Origin of the sequence: Burkholderia sp. KCJ3K979 (assembly GCF_016759955.1) — a bacterium.
Classification (GTDB): Bacteria; Pseudomonadota; Gammaproteobacteria; order Burkholderiales; family Burkholderiaceae; genus Burkholderia; species Burkholderia orbicola.
Map to the genome: position 1 here is coordinate 20,076 of NZ_JACFYV010000048.1, position 19,339 is coordinate 39,414.

General features: G+C 69.1%; 19 protein-coding genes. 11 read left to right on the forward strand and 8 right to left on the reverse strand.

Features of this window, described 5'->3' with window-relative positions:
• Positions 1 to 36: 36 nt before the first annotated feature.
• From H3O04_RS13530 to H3O04_RS13540, 3 genes are read left to right on the forward strand one after another with little or no spacing between them, the layout of a single operon-like run.
• A complete protein-coding gene (locus H3O04_RS13530) occupies positions 37 to 939 on the forward strand; it encodes an SDR family NAD(P)-dependent oxidoreductase (protein WP_202587872.1) in 903 nt (300 codons plus the stop codon).
• Positions 936 to 2,528: a flavin-containing monooxygenase gene (locus tag H3O04_RS13535; RefSeq protein ID WP_202587873.1), complete on the forward strand. Its 1,593-nt coding sequence runs from the start codon at positions 936 to 938 to the stop codon at positions 2,526 to 2,528. Before H3O04_RS13530 ends, H3O04_RS13535 begins: the two co-directional genes overlap by 4 nt.
• A gap of 7 nt (positions 2,529 to 2,535) precedes the next feature.
• Positions 2,536 to 3,519 (forward strand): alpha/beta fold hydrolase, encoded by a 984-nt coding sequence (locus tag H3O04_RS13540; RefSeq protein WP_053524842.1) that lies wholly within the window; start codon positions 2,536 to 2,538, stop codon positions 3,517 to 3,519.
• A gap of 57 nt (positions 3,520 to 3,576) precedes the next feature.
• Here the strand turns inward: H3O04_RS13540 and H3O04_RS13545 are convergent, their stop codons facing one another.
• Positions 3,577 to 3,975: a carboxymuconolactone decarboxylase family protein gene (locus H3O04_RS13545; protein WP_027805544.1), complete on the reverse strand. Its 399-nt coding sequence runs from the start codon at positions 3,973 to 3,975 to the stop codon at positions 3,577 to 3,579.
• 361 nt (positions 3,976 to 4,336) lie between these two features.
• Between H3O04_RS13545 and H3O04_RS13550 the strand changes: the two genes are divergently transcribed.
• Together H3O04_RS13550 and H3O04_RS13555 are read left to right on the forward strand one after the other, a co-directional pair.
• The gene (locus H3O04_RS13550) at positions 4,337 to 6,517 is read left to right on the forward strand and encodes a collagen-like triple helix repeat-containing protein (RefSeq protein ID WP_202587874.1); all 2,181 of its coding nucleotides are present in this window, start codon (positions 4,337 to 4,339) and stop codon (positions 6,515 to 6,517) included.
• A gap of 127 nt (positions 6,518 to 6,644) precedes the next feature.
• Complete coding sequence (locus tag H3O04_RS13555; protein WP_012338610.1) at positions 6,645 to 7,928, forward strand: isoprenylcysteine carboxylmethyltransferase family protein; 1,284 nt, start codon at positions 6,645 to 6,647, stop codon at positions 7,926 to 7,928.
• Positions 7,929 to 7,990: 62 nt separating this feature from the next.
• Here H3O04_RS13555 and cml read toward each other — a convergent pair whose 3' ends face one another.
• Both cml and H3O04_RS13565 read right to left on the reverse strand, forming a co-directional pair.
• Positions 7,991 to 9,190 (reverse strand): CmlA/FloR family chloramphenicol efflux MFS transporter, encoded by a 1,200-nt coding sequence (cml, locus tag H3O04_RS13560; protein WP_202587875.1) that lies wholly within the window; start codon positions 9,188 to 9,190, stop codon positions 7,991 to 7,993.
• A 443-nt stretch (positions 9,191 to 9,633) separates the two neighbouring features.
• Complete coding sequence (locus tag H3O04_RS13565; RefSeq protein WP_124591469.1) at positions 9,634 to 9,882, reverse strand: hypothetical protein; 249 nt, start codon at positions 9,880 to 9,882, stop codon at positions 9,634 to 9,636.
• On the opposite strand from H3O04_RS13565, the gene H3O04_RS13570 reads away from it, so the two are divergent.
• On the forward strand, positions 9,881 to 10,585 hold the full coding sequence (locus tag H3O04_RS13570) for a histone acetyltransferase (protein WP_202587876.1): 705 nt from the start codon (positions 9,881 to 9,883) through the stop codon (positions 10,583 to 10,585). The two genes, H3O04_RS13565 and H3O04_RS13570, sit on opposite strands and share 2 nt — an antisense overlap.
• A 54-nt stretch (positions 10,586 to 10,639) precedes the next feature.
• A complete protein-coding gene (locus tag H3O04_RS13575; protein WP_202587877.1) occupies positions 10,640 to 11,212 on the forward strand; it encodes an NADPH-dependent FMN reductase in 573 nt (190 codons plus the stop codon).
• A gap of 32 nt (positions 11,213 to 11,244) precedes the next feature.
• Here H3O04_RS13575 and H3O04_RS13580 read toward each other — a convergent pair whose 3' ends face one another.
• Genes H3O04_RS13580 through H3O04_RS13595 form a run of 4 tightly spaced genes read right to left on the reverse strand, consistent with a single transcriptional unit; the run spans position 11,245 to position 16,362 of the window.
• Complete coding sequence (locus H3O04_RS13580) at positions 11,245 to 11,874, reverse strand: DUF2894 domain-containing protein (RefSeq protein WP_202587878.1); 630 nt, start codon at positions 11,872 to 11,874, stop codon at positions 11,245 to 11,247.
• On the reverse strand, positions 11,871 to 12,515 hold the full coding sequence (locus H3O04_RS13585) for an OmpA family protein (RefSeq protein WP_202587879.1): 645 nt from the start codon (positions 12,513 to 12,515) through the stop codon (positions 11,871 to 11,873). Before H3O04_RS13585 ends, H3O04_RS13580 begins: the two co-directional genes overlap by 4 nt.
• Positions 12,516 to 12,518: 3 nt before the next feature.
• Complete coding sequence (locus tag H3O04_RS13590) at positions 12,519 to 15,566, reverse strand: DUF802 domain-containing protein (RefSeq protein ID WP_202587880.1); 3,048 nt, start codon at positions 15,564 to 15,566, stop codon at positions 12,519 to 12,521.
• A 10-nt stretch (positions 15,567 to 15,576) separates the two neighbouring features.
• Complete coding sequence (locus H3O04_RS13595) at positions 15,577 to 16,362, reverse strand: DUF3348 domain-containing protein (RefSeq protein WP_202587881.1); 786 nt, start codon at positions 16,360 to 16,362, stop codon at positions 15,577 to 15,579.
• Here H3O04_RS13595 and H3O04_RS13600 point away from each other — a divergent pair.
• On the forward strand, positions 16,361 to 16,672 hold the full coding sequence (locus H3O04_RS13600) for a hypothetical protein (RefSeq protein ID WP_202587882.1): 312 nt from the start codon (positions 16,361 to 16,363) through the stop codon (positions 16,670 to 16,672). The genes H3O04_RS13595 and H3O04_RS13600 overlap by 2 nt on opposite strands.
• Before the next feature lie 113 nt (positions 16,673 to 16,785).
• On the opposite strand, the gene H3O04_RS13605 is transcribed toward H3O04_RS13600, so the two are convergent.
• On the reverse strand, positions 16,786 to 17,424 hold the full coding sequence (locus H3O04_RS13605) for a LysE family translocator (protein ID WP_202587883.1): 639 nt from the start codon (positions 17,422 to 17,424) through the stop codon (positions 16,786 to 16,788).
• 150 nt (positions 17,425 to 17,574) lie between these two features.
• Here H3O04_RS13605 and H3O04_RS13610 point away from each other — a divergent pair, with 150 nt between their 5' ends.
• The 3 genes from H3O04_RS13610 to H3O04_RS13620 form a co-directional block, all read left to right on the forward strand.
• Positions 17,575 to 17,898, forward strand: a complete 324-nt coding sequence (locus H3O04_RS13610; protein WP_202587884.1) for a GNAT family N-acetyltransferase — start codon at positions 17,575 to 17,577, stop codon at positions 17,896 to 17,898.
• A gap of 49 nt (positions 17,899 to 17,947) precedes the next feature.
• Positions 17,948 to 18,526 carry a hypothetical protein gene (locus tag H3O04_RS13615; protein WP_202587885.1) on the forward strand — a complete coding sequence of 193 codons (579 nt, stop codon included), beginning with the start codon at positions 17,948 to 17,950 and terminating at the stop codon, positions 18,524 to 18,526.
• 182 nt (positions 18,527 to 18,708) lie between these two features.
• A partial coding sequence (locus tag H3O04_RS13620) for an FAD-dependent oxidoreductase (protein WP_202587886.1) occupies positions 18,709 to 19,339 on the forward strand: 631 nt, incomplete at its 3' end.

Sequence of the window (19,339 nt, forward strand, 5' to 3'; positions counted from 1 at the left end):
CGCCGGTGCAGCGCAAGCGGAACGGGAGGACGACGAATGAAGGGGTTTTCCGGCAAGGTCGCCGCGATCACGGGCGCCGGTTCGGGCATGGGCCGCAGCCTCGCGGTCGAGCTTGCGCGGCGCGGCTGCGAGGTCGCGCTCGCCGACGTCAGCGACGCCGGACTCGCCGGCACGGCGGCCGCCTGCGCGCAGCACGGCGTGCGCGTGAGCACGCGGCGGCTCGACGTCGCCGATCGCGACGCGGTGTTCGCGTGGGCCGATTTCGTTCGCACCGAGCACGGCAAGGTCAACCTGATCTTCAACAATGCGGGCGTGTCGCTGGCCGCCAGCGCCGAAACCGCGCGCCTCGCCGATCTCGAATGGATCGTCGGCATCAATTTCTGGGGCGTCGTGCATGGCACGCAGGCGTTCCTGCCGCATCTGCGCGCATCGGGCGACGGCCACGTCGTCAACACGTCGAGCCTGTTCGGGCTCGTCGCGATGCCGACACAAAGCGCGTACAACGCAACCAAGTTCGCGGTGCGCGGCTTCACCGAAGCGCTGCGGATGGAACTCGAACTCGACGGCGCGCCGGTGAGCGCGACCTGCGTGCATCCGGGCGGCGTCGCGACGAGCATCGTCGACGCGGGCCGCGTCGATACCAGCATCCACGCGCTGACGGGCCAGGACGAAGCGACGCATCGTCGCCAGGCCAACCGCCTGATCAACGCGACGACGGCCGACGAGGCCGCGCGACAGATCCTCGCGGGCGTCGAGCGCAATGCGCGCCGCGTGCTCGTCGGCGCCGACGCGCGCCGGCTCGACCGGATCGCGCGCCTACTCGGTGCCGGTTACCAGTGGCTGATGCTGCGCCACGTGCGCCGCGCCCGCGCACGCAACCTCGAACGCACGCACGCCCCGGCCACGCACCCCACCACGCCGACCAAGGATCTCGCATGACCTCGACGACGACCGACCGGCGCGACGCGCCGCCCGCCCGCGACACCCGCCGCGACAGTGGCGATAACCACGACAGCCGCGACCTCGACGTGCTGATCGTCGGCGCCGGCCTGTCCGGCATCGGCGCAGCGTATCACCTGAAGCAGCGCTGCCCGCATGCGAGCGTGGCGATCGTCGAGGCGCGCGACGCGATCGGCGGCACCTGGGACCTGTTCCGCTATCCGGGTGTTCGTTCGGATTCCGACATGTTCACGCTCGGCTACAGCTTCCGCCCGTGGCACAGCGACAAGGCGATCTCCGACGGCCAGACGATCCTCGACTACATCCGCGACACCGCGCGCGCCTATGGCATCGACAAGACGATCCGCTACGGCCAGAAGGTCGTCGCGGCCGACTGGGATTCGAACCGCGCGCGCTGGACGGTGCGCATCGAGCGCACGCGAGACGGCGCGACCGACGCGCTCGTCTACACCTGCCGCTTCCTGTTCATGTGCAGCGGCTACTACGACTACGACGCCGGCTACCTGCCCGACTGGGCCGGCATGGACACGTTCGAGGGCCAGCTCGTGCATCCGCAGCACTGGCCGAAGGATCTGTCGTACGCGAACCGGCGCGTGGTCGTGATCGGCAGCGGCGCGACGGCCGTCACGCTCGTGCCGTCGATGGCGGCCGACGCGCAGCACGTGACGATGCTGCAGCGCTCGCCGACCTACATCGTGTCGCTGCCCGCGCGCGACAAGATCGCGAACGCGCTGCGCCGCGTGCTGCCGTCGCGGCTCGCGCACCGGCTCGTGCGCGTGAAGAACGTGCTGCTGACGATGTACCTGTACAACGTGTCGCGCCGCAAGCCGGACCAGACGAAAAAATTCATCATCCGCGCGGCCAGCAAGCAGCTCGGCCCCGACTTCGACGTCGCGAAGCACCTGACGCCGCGCTACATGCCGTGGGACCAGCGCGTGTGCCTCGTGCCGAACGGCGACCTGTTCAAGGCGATCCGCGCGGGCCGCGCATCGATCGTCACCGACGAAATCGAGCGCTTCACGCCGACCGGCCTCCAGTTGAAGAGCGGCCAGCAGCTCGACGCGGACGTGATCGTCACCGCGACCGGGCTGAAGGTGAAGATGCTCGGCGGCGCGCGCGTGACGGTCGACGGCCGCGTGGTCGATTTGCCGGAGACGGTGTCGTACAAGGGGATGATGTACAGCGGCGTGCCGAACCTCGCATCGTCGTTCGGCTACACGAATGCGTCGTGGACGCTGAAGGCCGAGCTGATCGCGCGCTACGTGTGCCGGCTGCTCAACCACATGCGCGCGAACGGATACGACACGTGCGTACCGCGGCTCGGCGCGGGCGATCTCGGCGACGTGCCGGCCGTCAACCTGAGCTCGGGCTACATCCAGCGCGCGGCCGGCATCCTGCCGAAGCAGGGGCACCGCAAGCCGTGGAAATTCCACCAGAACTACGTGCTCGATCTCGCGTCGCTGAAGTTCAGCGCGCTCGCCGATTCCGCGATGCACTTCGAACGCCGCGCCCAAACCGGCCCGGCCACTACCGCACCGGCTGCCGAACCCGCACTCGAAACCCGCTGAGGCCGACATGACTCCTACGCTCCATCTGATCCAGAACGTACTGCTCGGCGTCGTCGCGGTGCTCGCCGCGCTCGCGCTGTTTTCCGCTTACGTGGCCCGTCGCGTGACGCGAGCGTTTCCGCCCGAAGGCCGCTTCGTCGACATCGACGGCGATCGTATCCACTACGTCGAATACGGCAACGGCCCGCCGATCGTGTTCGTCCACGGGCTCGCGGGGCAATGGCGCAATTTCGCATACCTGCCGCTCACGCGGCTCGCGCAGCAGCATCGCGTGATCCTGCTCGACCGCCCGGGCGCCGGCCGCTCGCTGCGCGGCGCGGCCTCGCAGGCGAACGTGTTCGCGCAGGCCCGCACGGTCGCCGCGTTCATCGACGCGTTGCAGCTCGACAAGCCCGTGCTGGTCGGCCACTCGCTCGGCGGCGCGATCGCGCTCGCGGTCGGCCTCAACCATGCGGACCGCGTGAGCCGGCTCGCGCTGATCGCGCCGCTGTCGCACGAGCAGACCGAACCGCCCGCGCCGTTCAAGCCGCTGATGCTGCCGTCGCCGCTCGTGCGCCGTTTCGTGTCGTGGACCTTCGCGATCCCGCTGACGATCCTGACCGGCCGCAAGGCCGTGCGCCAGGTGTTCGCGCCGGAGGCCGTGCCGCGCGACTTCCCGGTCAAGGGCGGCGGCCTGCTCGGGATGCGTCCGCACGTGTTCTACGCGACGGCGACGGACCTGCTGTCGGCACCCGTCGACCTGCCCGCGATGGAGCGTCGCTATGCGGAACTCGCGCTGCCGGTCGATGTGCTGTACGGCCGCGCCGATCCGATCCTGAACTGGCGCGAGCACGGCGACGCGCTCGCGAAAAAATCGGCGCGCGTGCGGTTGAAGGTCGTCGAGGGCGGCCACATGCTGCCGGTCACGATCCCCGAAGCGACGGCCGACTGGCTGCTCGAAGTCGCCGCCGCGCCGGCCGACGTCGCCGCGCAGCCAGTGCGCATCGCGTAGGTCGCGGCAACGCAGCGGGGCCTGATTCCGTGGCGGGCAGCCGGCGCCGCGACGGAATCAGGCTTCGTCGTCGGGTATCGACAGCCCGAGATCCGAGAGCACCTCGCGCGCGCTGCGAAACGCCTCGACCGCGGCCGGCGCCCCGGCGTACAGCGCGCTGTGCAGCAATACCTCGCGAATCTCGACGAGGCTCGCGCCGTTGTTGAGCGCGCCGCGAACATGCCCCTTCAGCTCCGTGCCGCGGCCGAGCGCCGCCAGCATCGCGCACGTGCACAGGCTGCGCGTCTTCAGGTCGATCCCGCCCCGCTGCCACGTGCTGCCCCACGCATGTTCGTTCAGCCAGTTCTGCAGCGGACGCGAAAAGCCGTCGAGGTCGCGCATCGCGCGCTCGACGAACGCCTCGCCCATCACGTCGATCCGCCGCGCCTTGCCGTATTCCCTGTCCTGTTCGCTCATGTCGGTGTCCTGGTGGTTGGTCGTGGCCGCTGCCGCGCCGCCGGCGGCCGGGGGATGTCGCACCATGTTCAGCGGGACGGCGCGTTTCGTCAAAGATGCGGCCCTCGGTTCGTGGTCGTTCGCGTAACGGGCGGTCGAACGCTACGTAACATCCCGTCGCGCGTTACGGCGCCTTACGGGAACATCGCAGCCGCGACGCTCGCGCACCGCGCGCGCCTGTCGCGCGAAACCGCCATTCCTCCGTTTAAATCGCATCGATATTTCCGATTTCCGCAACAAATCGCGACACCGTTTCGCGAAACCTGTCATGGCGCGGAATTTGCAGAGAAGGCCTGGACACACTTCCAATGTCGAGGCCAACATGCAGAATCTCTTCAAGAAGACGACGGTAACGATGGCCGTCTCGTCACTGCTCGCGCTGTACGGCTGCGGCTCGGTCGATGGACCGACGACCCCGCCGACGATCAAGCCGAGCACGTCCGGGACGAGCGGCACTTCGGGGACGTCGGGGACGTCGGGCGGAGGTAGTTCGGGGACTTCGGGGTCGTCGGGGACTTCCGGTACGTCGGGTACGTCCGGCACGTCGGGTACTTCCGGTACCTCAGGCACCTCCGGTACTTCGGGCACTTCCGGCACTTCCGGCACCTCGGGTACTTCCGGTACCTCAGGCACCTCCGGTACTTCGGGCACTTCCGGCACCTCGGGCACTTCCGGTACGTCGGGTACTTCCGGTACGTCGGGCACTTCCGGTACCTCGGGCACTTCCGGTACGTCGGGCACCTCCGGTACGTCGGGCACCTCCGGCACTTCGGGCACTTCCGGTACGTCGGGCACTTCCGGTACCTCGGGCACTTCCGGTACCTCGGGCACTTCGGGCACCTCCGGCACCTCCGGCACCTCGGGTACTTCCGGCACTTCGGGCACTTCGGGCACCTCCGGCACTTCGGGCACTTCCGGCACCTCGGGTACTTCCGGCACCTCCGGCACTTCGGGCACTTCCGGCACCTCGGGTACTTCCGGCACCTCCGGTACTTCCGGCACCTCCGGTACTTCCGGCACCTCCGGTACTTCCGGCACCTCCGGTACTTCCGGTACTTCCGGTACTTCCGGCACCTCCGGCACCTCCGGTACTTCCGGCACCTCGGGTACGTCCGGTACCTCGGGTACGTCCGGCACCTCCGGCACCGGCGTTACCCCGCTCGGCAATGTCCTCCAGAAATCCGGCAACCTCGTGACGGCGCTCGGCACCACGGTCGTAAACGGCGGCGGTCAGATCGGCGGCGTGCAGATTCCCGGCACGAACCCGACGACGGCCACCAGCATCGGCAACGCGGTCGGCAGCCTCGGCAACGGCGTGCAATCGCTCGGCAACGGCATCGCGGCCGGCCTGGGCTCGATCGGCGTGTCGGCGAACCCGCTCGGGCCGACGATCACGTCGACCACCGGCCTGCTGACCGGCGCCGGCGGCGCGGTCAACAACCTCGGCAATGCCGTGACGAGCCTCGGCACCGGTCCGCTGTCGCCGCTCGCGCCCGCGACCACCCTGGTCGGCAGCCTCGTCAACACGGTCGGCACCGCGGTCAACTCGACCGCATCGGCGCTGAACACGGCACTGAACAGCTCGCCGGTCCAGCAGCTCGAAACGCAGCTCGGCAAGGTGATCAACCCGATCACGAACACGCTGACCGGCGGCGTCACGACGCCGGGCGCCACGCAGATGCTCGGCGGCGTGACGCTGCTCGGCACCCCACTCAACGGCCTGCTGAGCACGCTCGGCAGCGGCCTCGGGCTCGCGGGCACGAAGGTCGGCGGCGCGACCGACAACCCGGTCGGCGCGGGCCTCGGCGGCGTCGTGACGCAGCTCGGCAACACGGTGACGTCGACGGGCGGCCTCGTCCACGACAACAACGCGGGCAGCTCCAGCAGCGGCACGGGCGGCAGCAATCCGCTCGCGCCGATCACGGGCCTGCTGGGCACGTTGACGGGCGGCCTCGGCGGCAGCAGCTCGAGCGGTTCGGGCGGCACCAGCGGCACCAGCAGCGGCGGCCCGCTCGCGCCGATCACCGGCCTGCTCGGGACGGTGACGGGCGCACTCGGCGGCATCGGTTCGAGCGGCACCAGCGGCACGGGCGGAACGAGCGGGACCGGCGGCACCAGCGGTACGGGTGGCGCAGGCCTCGGCGGCCTGCTGGCGCCGGTCACCAATCTCGTCAACGCGCTGACGCCGCTCGGCGCGAGCCTCACCGGCACCGTCACGACGCCGGGCGGCAACCTGTCCGGCACGCTCGGCGGGGTGCTGACGAGCGGCCCGGTCGGCACGCTCACGGGTGCGCTGGGCACGCCGGCCGGCTCGGCCGGCGCCACCGGCACGGTCAGCCCCGGCGGCGCAGCAGGCACCGTGACGACGCCGGGCGGCAGCGGCTCCGTGGTGACCGGCCTGACCGGCAGCACGGGCGGCGCCACCGCGGGCGGCACCGGCAACCTGCTGTCGCCGGTGACCAACCTGCTCGGCGGTCTGCTGGGCGCCGGCACCAAGAAGTAAGCGGTAGCGCATCACGTATCAGAACGACAGGCCAATGGCCGGGCGCGCATCCATACAAAGCCCGGCCGACGGCCGGCGTCACCCGCCAAGCGGGGGCGCCGGCCCTCATCCCTACGAGGATCCGATCATGAACTCCACGCTCGACGGCATCGTCGCTGCCCCGGACCGCCCACCCCGTTCCGCCACGCCATTCCGCGCCGGCCTGCTCGGCATCACGGCCGGACTCTTCGCGCTGTGGATCACGCGCGATCACCCGGCGCTCGACGCGGCCACGCGCGCGGTCATCGCGAGTCTCGCGATCATCGGCACGATCGCGCTGCACGAACTCTTCATCTCGCGCGTCTACCTGCGCCCGAGCGCGGGGCTGTCACGGCAGGCCGTCCGGCCGCTCGGCATCGCGCGCGTCGCGACGCGGCTCGGCGCGCTGACGTCGATCTACGCGGGCATCGGCGCGATCTACTGGCTGCTGCCCGAATACCACGGCGCGTTCTACCTGCCGTTCTGGTCGCTGCTGCGCTCGCTCGCGCCGTACGTGATCGTCGCCGCGCCGTTCTACTTCGCGTGGATGGACCGCCATCAGCGCGAGACCGACGACGCGTACCTGCTGTGGGGCCGCTTCCTGTTTCGCCGCGAGCAGCCCGCGAGCTGGAAGCCGGTGCGCGAGATGCTGGCCGGCTGGGGCGTGAAGGCGTTCTTCCTGCCGCTGATGACCGTCTATCTGTCGAAGGACGCCGATCACCTGAGTGCGTCGCTCGCGAACGCGATGCACGCGCCGATGACGATCGCGACCTTCGTGTTCATGTACGACCTGTCGTTCACGATGGACCTGATGTTCGGCACCGTCGGCTACCTGTGCACGTTCCGCATCCTCGACAGCCACGTGCGTACCGTCGAGCCGACGACGCTCGGCTGGGTCGCCGCGCTGATCTGCTACCAGCCGTTCTGGTCGCTGATCTCGAACAACTACATCCGCTACGAAGGCTCGATGTTCTGGGACAACTGGCTGCTGTCGGCGCCGACGCTGCGCGTGATCTGGGGCACGGTGATCATCCTGCTGCTGTTGACCTACGCGCTGTGCACGATCTCGTTCGGGCTGCGGTTCTCGAACCTCACCAACCGCGGGATCATCACGTCCGGCCCGTACCGCTTCACGAAGCATCCGGCCTACATCACGAAGAACCTGTCGTACTGGATGGTGTCGGTGCCGTTCGTCGAGCCGCTCGGCTGGCAACTCGGGCTCATGCACTGCGCCGGGCTCGTCGCCGTCAACCTGATCTACTACACGCGCGCGAAAACGGAAGAGCGTCACCTGATGCGCGATCCCGACTATCGCGCGTATGCCGAATGGATCGCGCAGCACGGGTTGTTCGCGCGGATCAGGCAGGCGTTTGGTGGGCGGCAGGCGGTGTGACGCGCCGCTTCCCGGCCGGGCTGCCGATGCATCGACCCGGCCGGGAACGCGCACATTCGCGTTCATCCGCGCGTACGCTTCAATGCGGCGAGCGCGAGGACGCATGCCGTCGGCGCGACGAAACAAAACGCCGCCAGCGGCCACGGCGTATCGCCGGGCAGCACCAGCGTCACGAACGTGCAGGCCCCGCCGACGATCAGGCTCTGCACGCAGTAATACAACGCGACCGCCGTCCCCGCCGCGTCGTCGAAATCCCGAAGCGCGCCGTTCGCCGTCACCGACGACATCAGCACGATGCCGATCGCGACGATCCACATCGGCATCACGAACGAGACGAATGACGGCGCCATCAGGACCGTGCACGCCGCCAGCGCGGTTGCGCCGGCCATCATGACACCGGCGCCGCGCACGAAACAGCCCGGAATCCCCCAGTTCGACACGAACCATCGCGCAAAGCGCGCGGCAACGATCATCACGATCGCGACGGTGGCAAACGCCACGCTGAATTCGGTGCGCGAATAGCCGGCCTGTCCGACCAGCACACGCGGCGCAATCGAAAAGAACACGAAAAAAGCGCCCATGGACGTGCCGAAACCGAGCGAATAGACGAGGAAAGAAGGACTGCGCAGGATCGATACGGCGGATTGCCGCGGCTTGCCGCCGGCCTGCTGCCGTGTTTCGTGCCAACGCGACAACGCGCGGTAAAACGCCAGACATCCGGCGCCGCCGAGGGTCATGAAGATCGCGCGCCATCCGAAACCGTGCGCAATGCCTGCGCCGAGCATCGGCCCGAGCGCCGGGACGAACGCGAGGATCGCCCCGAACTGGCTGTAGAGGGTACTGCCTTCCGGACGGTCGGCATACACGTCGCGCACCGTTGCAAAGGTCGCCACGAGCGCTGCGGACGCGCCCAACGCCTGCAGCAGGCGCAATGCGACGAACACGCCGCCGCTGCCCGCCATTGCAAGCGCCAGCGAAGCCACCGAGAACAGTAGCGCACCGCCCAGGAGCACGGGTCGACGTCCGAGCCGGTCCGACAGCGGGCCGAACATCAACTGGCCCAGGCCGAGGACGACCATGTAGACGCTCAGCGTCAGTTGCACCATGGCGGGCGACGTGTGCAGCGCCGACGGCATCTCCGGAACCACCGGCAGATACACGTCCATCGCCAGCGACGCGAGGAGATCGAAAGGGGCCATCAGCAGCAGGGCCGACGGCAGCGAGTAAGCCCATGCGGGCGTGGTTCGGGTTTGATCAGGCATGACGAAGCATCCGCTCGGAAAAAGGGAAATCCGGCGGCAATCTGCCTGCTGAGTCATCGACGAGAGGAGATCGCCGCAACAACCGGGTGAAGCACGTTGTTGCGGCTCAGCGATCCGTGGACGGGCCCGCTCCCATGGTCAGATCCTTGTGGGGTTCGTTCGCGGTGAAGTGTATGCGATCTCGCGGCATGAATGGGGGGTGCTGCCGGAAACCGCTACGCGATCAACCGCGGACTTCGTGGCGAATCATGGCGTGTCCACAGCCCCCTCATGCGGCCAATTGTCGCGAAACACCGCGATTCTCCGCTTTTCGTCGCTTTTCTCCGCCAGTCCGATTGCCCGCCCCCGGTGCGTCGCGTATGGTGCTGGCCGTCCGCGTACGATCCGTCGCCGGACACCCGACCGTCGTCCCGCACGACGGCCGTGCGGGCCGTGCCCGCCGCTCACCGTCTCCGCGATGCCGCCCGCCGGCGCCGCGCATTCATGAGGAAAGAGGCGTGATCCACAAAGTCCTGATCCTGTTCGCACTCTGCATCGCGGGCCTCGCCGCGATCGCCGCCGGTTTCCAGCACATCCCCAGCTGATTCGCGGCCCCGGCTCGCTTCGCCGAGCCCGGGGGCCGCTTCCATTTCCGTTTCCCCGTTGCCATGAATCCCTTTCTCGATGCGCCCGAGACGGGCGCCTTTTGCCATGCGTATCGACGTACAGCATTCCCAGCACGACATCGACGACGAACTCGACACCCTGTATGAACGTCTCCACCAGCCGGGCCATCGCCTGCACGGCCTGCCAGTCATCGCGCTCGGCCGCTCGGGCCTGATCGTCCGCCACCGCGAGGCGGACGGCGAATACTTCCTGTACGTCGAAGATCCAGCCGCGCGCCAGCTCGCCGGCTACACGGTGTTCAACCGCCTGCCCGAACTGCCGCGCCGCGCCGACCGCTACCTGCGCGCGCCGCACACGCGGCTGCGCGGCTCGGCGCAACGCAAGGGGCTCGCGACGACGCTGTATCGATGGGGGCTCGACGCGGGCCTGTGCCTGATCAGCGGCGCACGCCAGTCAGTCGGCGCCGCGCGGCTGTGGACCGCGCTCGCGCACGATTACCGGCATGGCTTCGTCGATGTCGAGGGCCGCGCGCTGCGCTATCTCGGCGAAGCCGTGGCCGACGACGTGCACGGCGCGCTGCATACGCGGCGGTTGTTGCTCGGCAACGGATGGACCCTCGGTGAACTGGCACAAGCTACCGGGATGACCGGCGTCGATGCCGCCGAATATGCGAACGTGAACGTGCGGCGCGGCGAACACGAACGACATTCCGTGCGGAGCGTCGGCCACGCGCGGCCCGTCGCTCATACGGCTCACGTGACTCATGTGGCTCACGCACCGATGCGATAATTCGCCGGAGCCGCGCGCCGCCGCCGCGCGAGCCACCTACCCACCCGTTCCGCGATGGCCAACGAAACCCGAACCGATTCCGAGCGCTCCCTCGACATCGTCGCGCTATGCGGCAGCTTGCGCGCGCAGTCGTACAACGCGGCGCTGCTCGATGCAGCCGCACGCGTTGCCCCGCGCGGCATGCGCATCGCCCGCTTCGATCGTCTCGGCGAATTCCCGTTGTTCAATCCCGATGCCGAATACCCGACGCCCGCCGCGGTGCGCGACCTGATCGACCGCCTGAACGCGGCCGACGGCGTGCTGATCGCCAGCCCGGAATACGCGCACGGCGTAACGGGCGTGATGAAGAACGCGCTGGACTGGGTCGTGGGATGCGAGGCCGTCGTGTACAAACCGGTCGCGGTATTGAACGCGTCGCCGCGCGCGACGCATGCGGACGCGGCGCTGCGGGAAACGCTGTCGGTGATGTCGGCGCGCATCGTCGAGCCCGCCTCGATCGCGTTGCCGATCCTCGGAAGCCGGCTCGATGCGGCGGGCATCGCCGCGCATCCGCCTTTCGCGTCGGCGCTCGTCGATGCATTGCACGCGCTGCGCACGGCGATCGAAACGTCGGCGTCAGGCAGCTAGGTAGCCCACACGCCCGAAGGTGCGGCGTGGGGTTATCGCGCCTTCGCGCGCGTCGTCTTTCTCGCCGGTTTGGCCGCCTTTGCACGCGGCGCTTCCTTCTCGGGCTGCGCACCGCCGCCGGCGAGATCCTCGAGCCACGCGAGCGCATCGACGTACGACAGGAACTGCTGCAGGTATTCCGGCGACAGCTCGCGCATCGTCGCGAGCGAGCGGTGCACGAGGCTGTTCGAATTGAGCGGCCCCGCGTTGCGCGGCACCTGGTCGAGCGACTGGCGGTATTGCTGTTCCGTGCGGACTTTCGACCACATCGTGCGGAAGTAGTCGATCAGTTCGGGATCGAGCCCGCGCCGGTCGGCCTGCGCATCACGCGCGAAGCCTTCGACGAGCGCGGCAAGCGCGCCGCGCGCGGGCACGCTCGTCGCGGCTTGCACCGTCTCACGCGTGACTTCGGCGTCATCGTCGGCGCGCGCGACGCGCTTCGCAAACCCGTCGATCAACGTCGCCAGCCGCGCGTCGAGCAACGCGCGCGCGGCGCCGTCGAGCGCGGCCGCGCGCCGTTCGAGCGCATCGATCCGATGAAAACCTACCGGATCGAGCCGGTCGGCGCCCTGCTCGCGCCATGCGTCGAGCATCGCGCGAACCTGCGTTGCGCCGCCCGTCACCTTGCCTTTCCTCCGTTCGACGCCGACTTGCGCGGCACCGGCGCGATTTCCACGCGACGGTTCTTCGCGCGGCCTTCATCGTCCGCATTCGAACTGACCGGCTGTTCGGAACCGAACGCGGCCGCGAACACCGACGACGCCGGCACACCGGCATCGATCATCGCGCGCGTCACGGTCAACGCGCGCTTGGCCGACAGTTCCCAGTTGTCCGCGAACAGGCGGTTGCCCGCGTGCACCTGCTGGTCGTCCGCGAAGCCGCTGATCATCAGGATCTCGTCGCGCGTCTTCAGGTAGGTGGCGAGCGGGCCGGCCAGCGTCTTCAGCAGGTCACGGCCCGCGGGCTGCAACTGATCGGAGTTCAGCGCGAACAGCACGTTGCCGCTGATGCCGATGCGCCCGTTCACGAGCGTCACGCGGCCGGCCGCGAGCGGCCCGGCGAGCGCCTGTTCGAGCGACTTGCGCTGCTGCGCTTCAAGCTGGCGCGCGCGCACCGCTTCCTCGAGCTTGGACGTGAGCTGGAGCTGCATGCCGATCACGCCGACCAGGATCAGCACGAACGCGCCGAGCAGCACCGACATCAGGTCGGCGAATGCGGGCCACACCGGCGCCGATGGCGCGCCGCCGTCGATTTCGTCGTGCATGCGTTACGCTCCGACGCTCGCCCGCCGGCCGGCGAGCTGTTGCAGGTCCTCGACGATCTGCTTCTGCGACATCACGCTCAGGTCGATCACCTCGCGCGCCTGCGCGACGTAGTACTCGAGCTGTTCGTCGCTGCGCGCGAGCGATTTCTCGAGCGCGGCCTCGATGCGCTGCAGATGGGTCAGCAGCTTGTCGTTCGATTCGCCGAACACCTGCACGGCCGTCCCGAACGCATCGCCGAGGCTCGCCACTTCGACGGCCCCCGCCGTGACCTGCGCAGCCACCGAATCGAGCTTGCGCGTTTCGGCATCGACGGTGTCGTTGAAGCGCGCGCCGACGCGGTCGAGCAGATCGGCCGACGTGCTGACGAGCGCGTCGATCGCGGCGCGCTGTTCGGTCGACGCGTGGTTGACCGCGCCGAGCAGCGTTTCCAGCGTCGCGAGCAGGCGGCTGCGCTCCTCGAGCGTCGCGGTGTCGCGCACCATGCTGTCGGACAGGCGCTGGCGCAGCTCGGCGACGACGTCGGCCGCGGCTTTCGGCGCTTCCGACGCGGCCTGCACGAGACGCGCGATTTCGTTGATCGTGTCGCTTGCGTGCACCTGTGCCTGCGCGGTGATGTCGTTCGCGGTGCGGGTCAGCGTGTCGCAGATGTCCTGCTGGCGCGCCGCGGCCTGTGCGCTCGTCTGCGCCCATTCGTCGCGCAGCGCGGCGGCCATCGCGGCGAGCGAATCGTTCCAGGCGGACAGGCGAGCTTCGTCGCGGGCGGCGAGTTGCGACTGGAGGCCCGCATGCGATTCGCGGATCGTCGACAGCAGATCGTTCGAGCGTTGTTCGAACGTCGACGCTTGTGCGGCGAGATCGCGCGTCGTTTGCGCAAGCGCGTCGCAGATTTCCTGCTGACGGCCCGCGCTGTGCACGCCCGCGCGCTGCCATTCTTCGCCGAGCTTCGTGGCCATCGCGGCCAGCGATTCGTTCCATGCAGACAAACGTTCTTCGTCGCGTGCAGCGAGTTGCGATTGGAGGCCCGTGTGCGAATCGCGAATCGTCGACAGCAGATCGTTCGAGCGTTGTTCGAACGTCGACGCCTGGGCGGCGAGATCGCGCGTCGTTTGCGCGAGCGCGTCGCAGATTTCCTGCTGACGGCCGGCGCTGTGCACGCCCGCGCGCTGCCATTCTTCGCCGAGCTTCGTGGCCATCGCGGCCAGCGATTCGTTCCATGCAGACAAACGTTCTTCGTCGCGTGCAGCGAGTTGCGATTGGAGGCCCGTGTGCGAATCGCGAATCGTCGACAACAGATCGTTCGAGCGTTGTTCGAACGTCGAAGCCTGTGCGGCGAGGTCGCGCGTCGTTTGTGCGAGTGCGTCGCAGATTTCCTGCTGACGGCCCGCGCTATGCACGCCTGCGCGCTGCCACTCGTCGCCGAGCTTCGTGGCCATCGCGGCCAGCGAATCGTTCCATGCGGACAAACGTTCTTCGTCGCGCGCTGCCAGTTGCGATTGCAGACCGGTGTGCGACTCGCGGATCGTCGACAGCAGATCGTTCGAGCGTTGTTCGAACGTCGATGCCTGTGCGGCGAGGTCACGCGTCGTTTGCGCCAATGCGTCGCAGATTTCCTGCTGACGGCCCGCGCTATGCGCGCCCGCACGCTGCCATTCTTCACCAAGCTTCGCGGCCATCGCGGCCAGCGAGTCGTTCCATGCAGCGAGACGTTCTTCATCACGCGCCGCCAGTTGCGTCTGCAAACCCGCGTGCGACTCGTGCATCGCGGCGAGCGTCGCGGCCGAATGGCGTTCGAACGTCGCGGCGGCTTCGCCCAGCGCGCGTGCATGCTGGCCGGCCAGCGTCTCGCCGACCTGCTCCTGGCGCGCCAGCGCCTCGCGCCATGCGTCCGACAGGCGGCCTTCGGTCGACTCGAGGCGCGTCGCGACGCCGTCGAGCAGATCCGACGAACGCTGCGCGAACGTGTCGGTGAACTGGCCGAGCGTCGTCTGCAACTGCTGCGCGACCGCGTCGCCCGCGCGGCGCTGTTCGTCGAGCGCCCGGTTCCATACGGCCGTCACGTTGCCTGTGGTCTTCTCGAAGCCGTCCGTCAGCCCGTCGAGCTGACGCTGCACCGCGCCCGTCACGGTATCGCGCAGCGCGGCCATCTCCTGCGCGAGCCCCGTCATCGTCGCGGCGACGACCGGCTGCAGCGCGGCGCCGGCCACGCGCGCACTTTCGGCGGCGCTTTCCTTCAGCGCGTCGCCGACGTTCGACGCCAGGCCTGCGTACGCCCGCTCGGTCCGGTCGAAAAATGCCTGCTGGCTTTCGATCTGACGATCGTGCAACGCGACGCTGCGCGCCTCGAGCGTCGTCATCATCGTCTGCAACCGGTCGACCAGCGCCGGCATCACGTCGGCCTGGCGCTGCAGCAGCCGGAACGATTCGTCGCGCTGATGCGCGGACGAATGCACGCGCAGCGTCGTCGCGATCTTCGCGTCGAGCTGCTGGGCCGCGTCGATCCGCTCGCGGCGCACGAGCGCGGACAGCAGCCCGAGCATCGCGGACGTCGCCACACCGGCAATCGACGTGCCGAACGCGAACCCGAGCCCCTTCACCGGCGCGATCAGCGACGCGCGGATCGCATCGAGATCGGTCGCGCTCTCGAGCGCGGCGCCCGTGCCCTTCAGCGTGACAACCATCCCGAGCAGCGTGCCGAGCATGCCGAGCAGCACCAGCAGGCCGACGAGGTAAGGCGTGAGCGCCGGGCCCGGCAGCGCGACGCGCGCGCCTTCGACACGGGCGCGCACCGCGCCGCGCAGGCCCGGATGCAGCGTGTCGAGCCACGGGTCGAGCGTCGCGGGCGGCTCGGTCAGGCCGGCGACCGCGTGCGACAGCGTGGCGGTCGCCTGCCGGTAGCGCAGCAGCTCCCATGCGCCGGCGACGTAGCACGCGCCGATCAGCAGCGTGACGGCCGCCGCCAGCGGGTTCGACGCGACATAGCCGGCACAGATCCAGCCCACTGCGAGCAGACCGGCGACGAAGACAACGAGATCAAGGCGAATTCTGGACATAGCGTGTTGATTAGCAGGTGCGAAGGGCCGCGAGCAGCCCGTCTACCGTTTGAAACCGGACTTCGAGTTCGGCAAGCAGGAGGCTGTGCATCTCGTCGCGAAACGTATCGAGCCATGCGCCGGGCACGATCGCCGCGACGGTCGGGGTGTCGGCCGCCGTGCCCTCATCGGCCGAAGCGGATGCGTCGGCGTCGGGCGCAGCGGCGGCCGCGGCTTCGGCTTCGGCCAGCGCCTGCCGCTCCGCTTCGCGCAGCCGCGCGAAGCGCGTGCCGAGCAGCGCGGGTATGGCCGACAGCAGGCTGCGCTCGCGCGCGCCGAGCACGCGCTCCATGATCGTGTCGAGCGTCGCGAGCCGCGCCATCCCGGACGAGCGCGCGGCGAGCGCGACCCGCAGGCGGCCGCGCAACTGGCCGATCGCCGTTTCCATGTCCTGCTGGAGGGTCAGATACCGCTGGCGGAAGTCCGCGAAATCGGCCGTGTCGGCGGCCGGCGGCGGCAGGTCGCCCGGCCGGCGCCGCGCGCGCGGCCGCTGGGTGGCCGTGATCGCCTGCGCGAGGTCGTGGCGCACGCGCGCGCAGTCGCGCTCGGCGTCGTAGCCGCGCACGCCAGCCGCGACACCCGGCGGGCTCGCATTCAACGCGGACGACAGCGTGATCGCGTCGGTCCAGCCGAGCCACTGGCTCAGCCGGTCGGACAGCGTCTGCCGGGATTCCGCGACGTCGGCATCGGCCAGGCGCGCGAGCAGCCGGACGAGCGTCGGACCGCTCAACGCCGGGCGCGGAGATGCTTGCACCATGCTGCAAACCGTCAAAAAAGGCAGCAGTTTACACGTCGTCGGGCGGTCGGCCGCCAGAATCGGGGAAGCGGCGCGGTTCGGCGTGCCGCGCGATACACGCGAAGGCCCGTCGGGCAAGGCTCGGCGGACGGTGGTGACGAGCGGGAAACATGGGAGGCGGCGGCTGGCGAGCGGCCGCGCCATCGGGAATCCATGCGTTGTGCGTTTGCAGTGCCGACCCGGCGTGAACGATGAAGGGGCCGAGCCGCCACGACGGGGTGCGGGCATTCCGCAAGCCGCGCCTGACCATGGCCTGACGATGAACCGGTAATCCTGGAATTCGGGACGCCGACGCGCGCTCGGGCGAGCGGCGCGGGCGGTGCCTGCCGCTAACCGGCGACGGCCACGGCCGGCCGCCACGTGCTGATAGAGAAAGAGAAGCGCTCAGATCCCCGCTTTCGGCGCATTCAGGATCAGCCGCAGCCCGAGCAGCGTGATCGCGCCAGCCGCGATGCGGTCGACCCACTTCTTCGCGCGCAGGTAAAGTTCGCGCGGCCCGCGCGTCGAGAAGCACAGCGCGACGAGCGTGTACCAGCCGAATTCGACCGCGAACACGAGCGGCGGCAGCGCGAGATAGCACCACAGCGGCGGGTGCTGCGGGAGCAGCGCCGCGAAGATGCTGCCGTACCAGATCGCCGTCTTCGGGTTGCTGAGCTGGGTCGTGAGGCCGGTCCAGAACGACTTGCGCGCGCTGCCGCCGGCCATCGCCTGCGGATCGTCCATCGCGATCGGCCGGTCGGCGCCGCGCCAGATCTTCGACGCCATGTAGATCAGGTAAGCGCCGCCCGCGACCTTGAGCCCCACATACAGCCATTCGACCGCCTGCAGCAGCGTGTAAAGCCCCGCCAGCGCGACGCCGCCGAACACGATGCCGCCGATGCCCATGCCGAGCGCGGTGGCCAGCCCGTCGCGGCGCGACAGCCCGATCGAGTTGCGGGCCACCAGCACGAAGCTCGGGCCCGGAATCATCGCGCCGAGAAACAGCGCAGCGAGGATGGCGAGTACGGCAGCCGATGCGGTCATCGAAGTCTCCTTGGTCAGCGACGCCGCTGCGCCGGCGCCTGCGTGTCGTTTCCGACGGTCGAGCCGCTGATTCTGGCACGCTTCGCGCATGGCCGAAAGCGGCCGTGCGCTGCTATGCTGGCCCTCTTTCCTGTCATCTCGCGCCGCCCCATGATCGCGATCCGCGCCGCCCGCTTTCCCGACGATGCCGCCGCCGTCGAAGCGATCTTTCGCGAGTACGTCGCGAGCCCGACCGTCAGCCTCGCTTTCCAGGACTACGAGCCGGAAATCGCCGCGCTGCCCGGCAAATACGCGGCGCCGCGCGGGCAGCTGCTGCGCGACGCGAAGGCGGCCGGTTACGCGCGCATGTGCCTCGACGTGCTGCCCGAGTTCGTCGCCGCCCGGCAACTGTATGCGTCGCTCGGCTTCACGCCCGCGCCGCCCGTCGCGTTCAATCCGGTGCCGGGCACGGACTTTCTCGGGCGCGATCTGTAACGTCGCGCGGCTCATCCCCCTTTTTCTCCTTTCGACCGGACCGCCCGCCATGCGCGCTCTTCGCCTTTCCGCCCTGCTGCTCCCGCTGCTTGCCGCATTCCCGCTCAGCGTCCGCGCCGACACCCTGCCGAAGTCGATCGCCGCGCAACTGCCGCCCGGCTACCAGCCGCTGCTCACGCAGGCCGGGCCCGATCTCGACAACGGGTGGCACAGCTTTCTCGTCGTCGTGCACCGCGCGGTCGACACGCGCGACCAACCATCGCCGCGCCCGCTGCTGATCTACGAGGAACAGGCAGACCACACGTATCGACTCGCCGCCCGCAACGACCAGGTCGTGCTGCGCGCGAACGAAGGCGGCCAGTGCGATCCGTTCGATCCTGAAGATGCGGCCGACAACGGCTTGTCGGTGAAGGGTCGCTATTTCACCGTGCAGAACTTCGTCGCGTGCGGGCAGCACTGGACCGACTACATCACGTTCCGCTACGACCCGCGCACGCACGGCTGGCTCTTTTCGAACCAGATCGTCACCGAATCGTTTCCGCTCGACGACCAGCCCGACCACGTCACCGTCACGCGCGCCGAAGCGCACCGGCCAGTGTCGTTCGGGCAGTGGAAACGCAAGGACTGAAGGCTGCGCGCCGCCACGCCCGCGCGGTGGTGCCGTTTTTCAACGCGACGCGCCGCGCCACCCCCCGCTCGCGGCACCCGGCCAACAGGTCTACCATAGGCGCTCGTCGCCCGCGCGACCGCCGGCACGGTATGCGGCTTGCGCCTGCCCCTTTCCTCGTTGCCCCCGCACAGGAGGACGTCATGACGCAACACTTCGATGCAATCGTCATCGGCACCGGCCAGGCCGGGCCGCCGCTCGCCGCGCGGCTCGCCGGCGCCGGCATGAAAGTCGCGATCATCGAGCGCGGCCGCTTCGGCGGCACCTGCGTGAACACCGGCTGCATCCCCACCAAGACGCTGATCGCGAGCGCGTACGCCGCGCAGCTTGCACGGCGCGCCAGCGAATACGGCGTGTCGGTCGGCGGTCCAGTCACCGTCGACATGAAAGCCGTGAAGGCGCGCAAGGACCAGATTTCCGGCCGCTCGAACCACGGCGTCGAGCAATGGGTGCGCGGCCTCGACAACACCACCGTCTTTCAGGGTCACGCCCGGTTCGAACGCGCGAACGCGGTGCGCGTGGGCGATGACGTGCTCGAAGCCGAGCGCATCTTCATCAACGTCGGCGGACGCGCGCAGGTGCCCGCGATGCCGGGCCTCGACTCGGTGCCGTACCTGACCAACTCGACGATGATGGACGTCGACTTCCTGCCCGATCATCTGGTGATCGTCGGCGGCAGCTATGTCGGGCTCGAATTCGGTCAGATGTACCGCCGCTTCGGCTCGCAGGTCACGATCGTCGAGAAAGGCCCGCGCCTGATCCGCCGCGAGGACG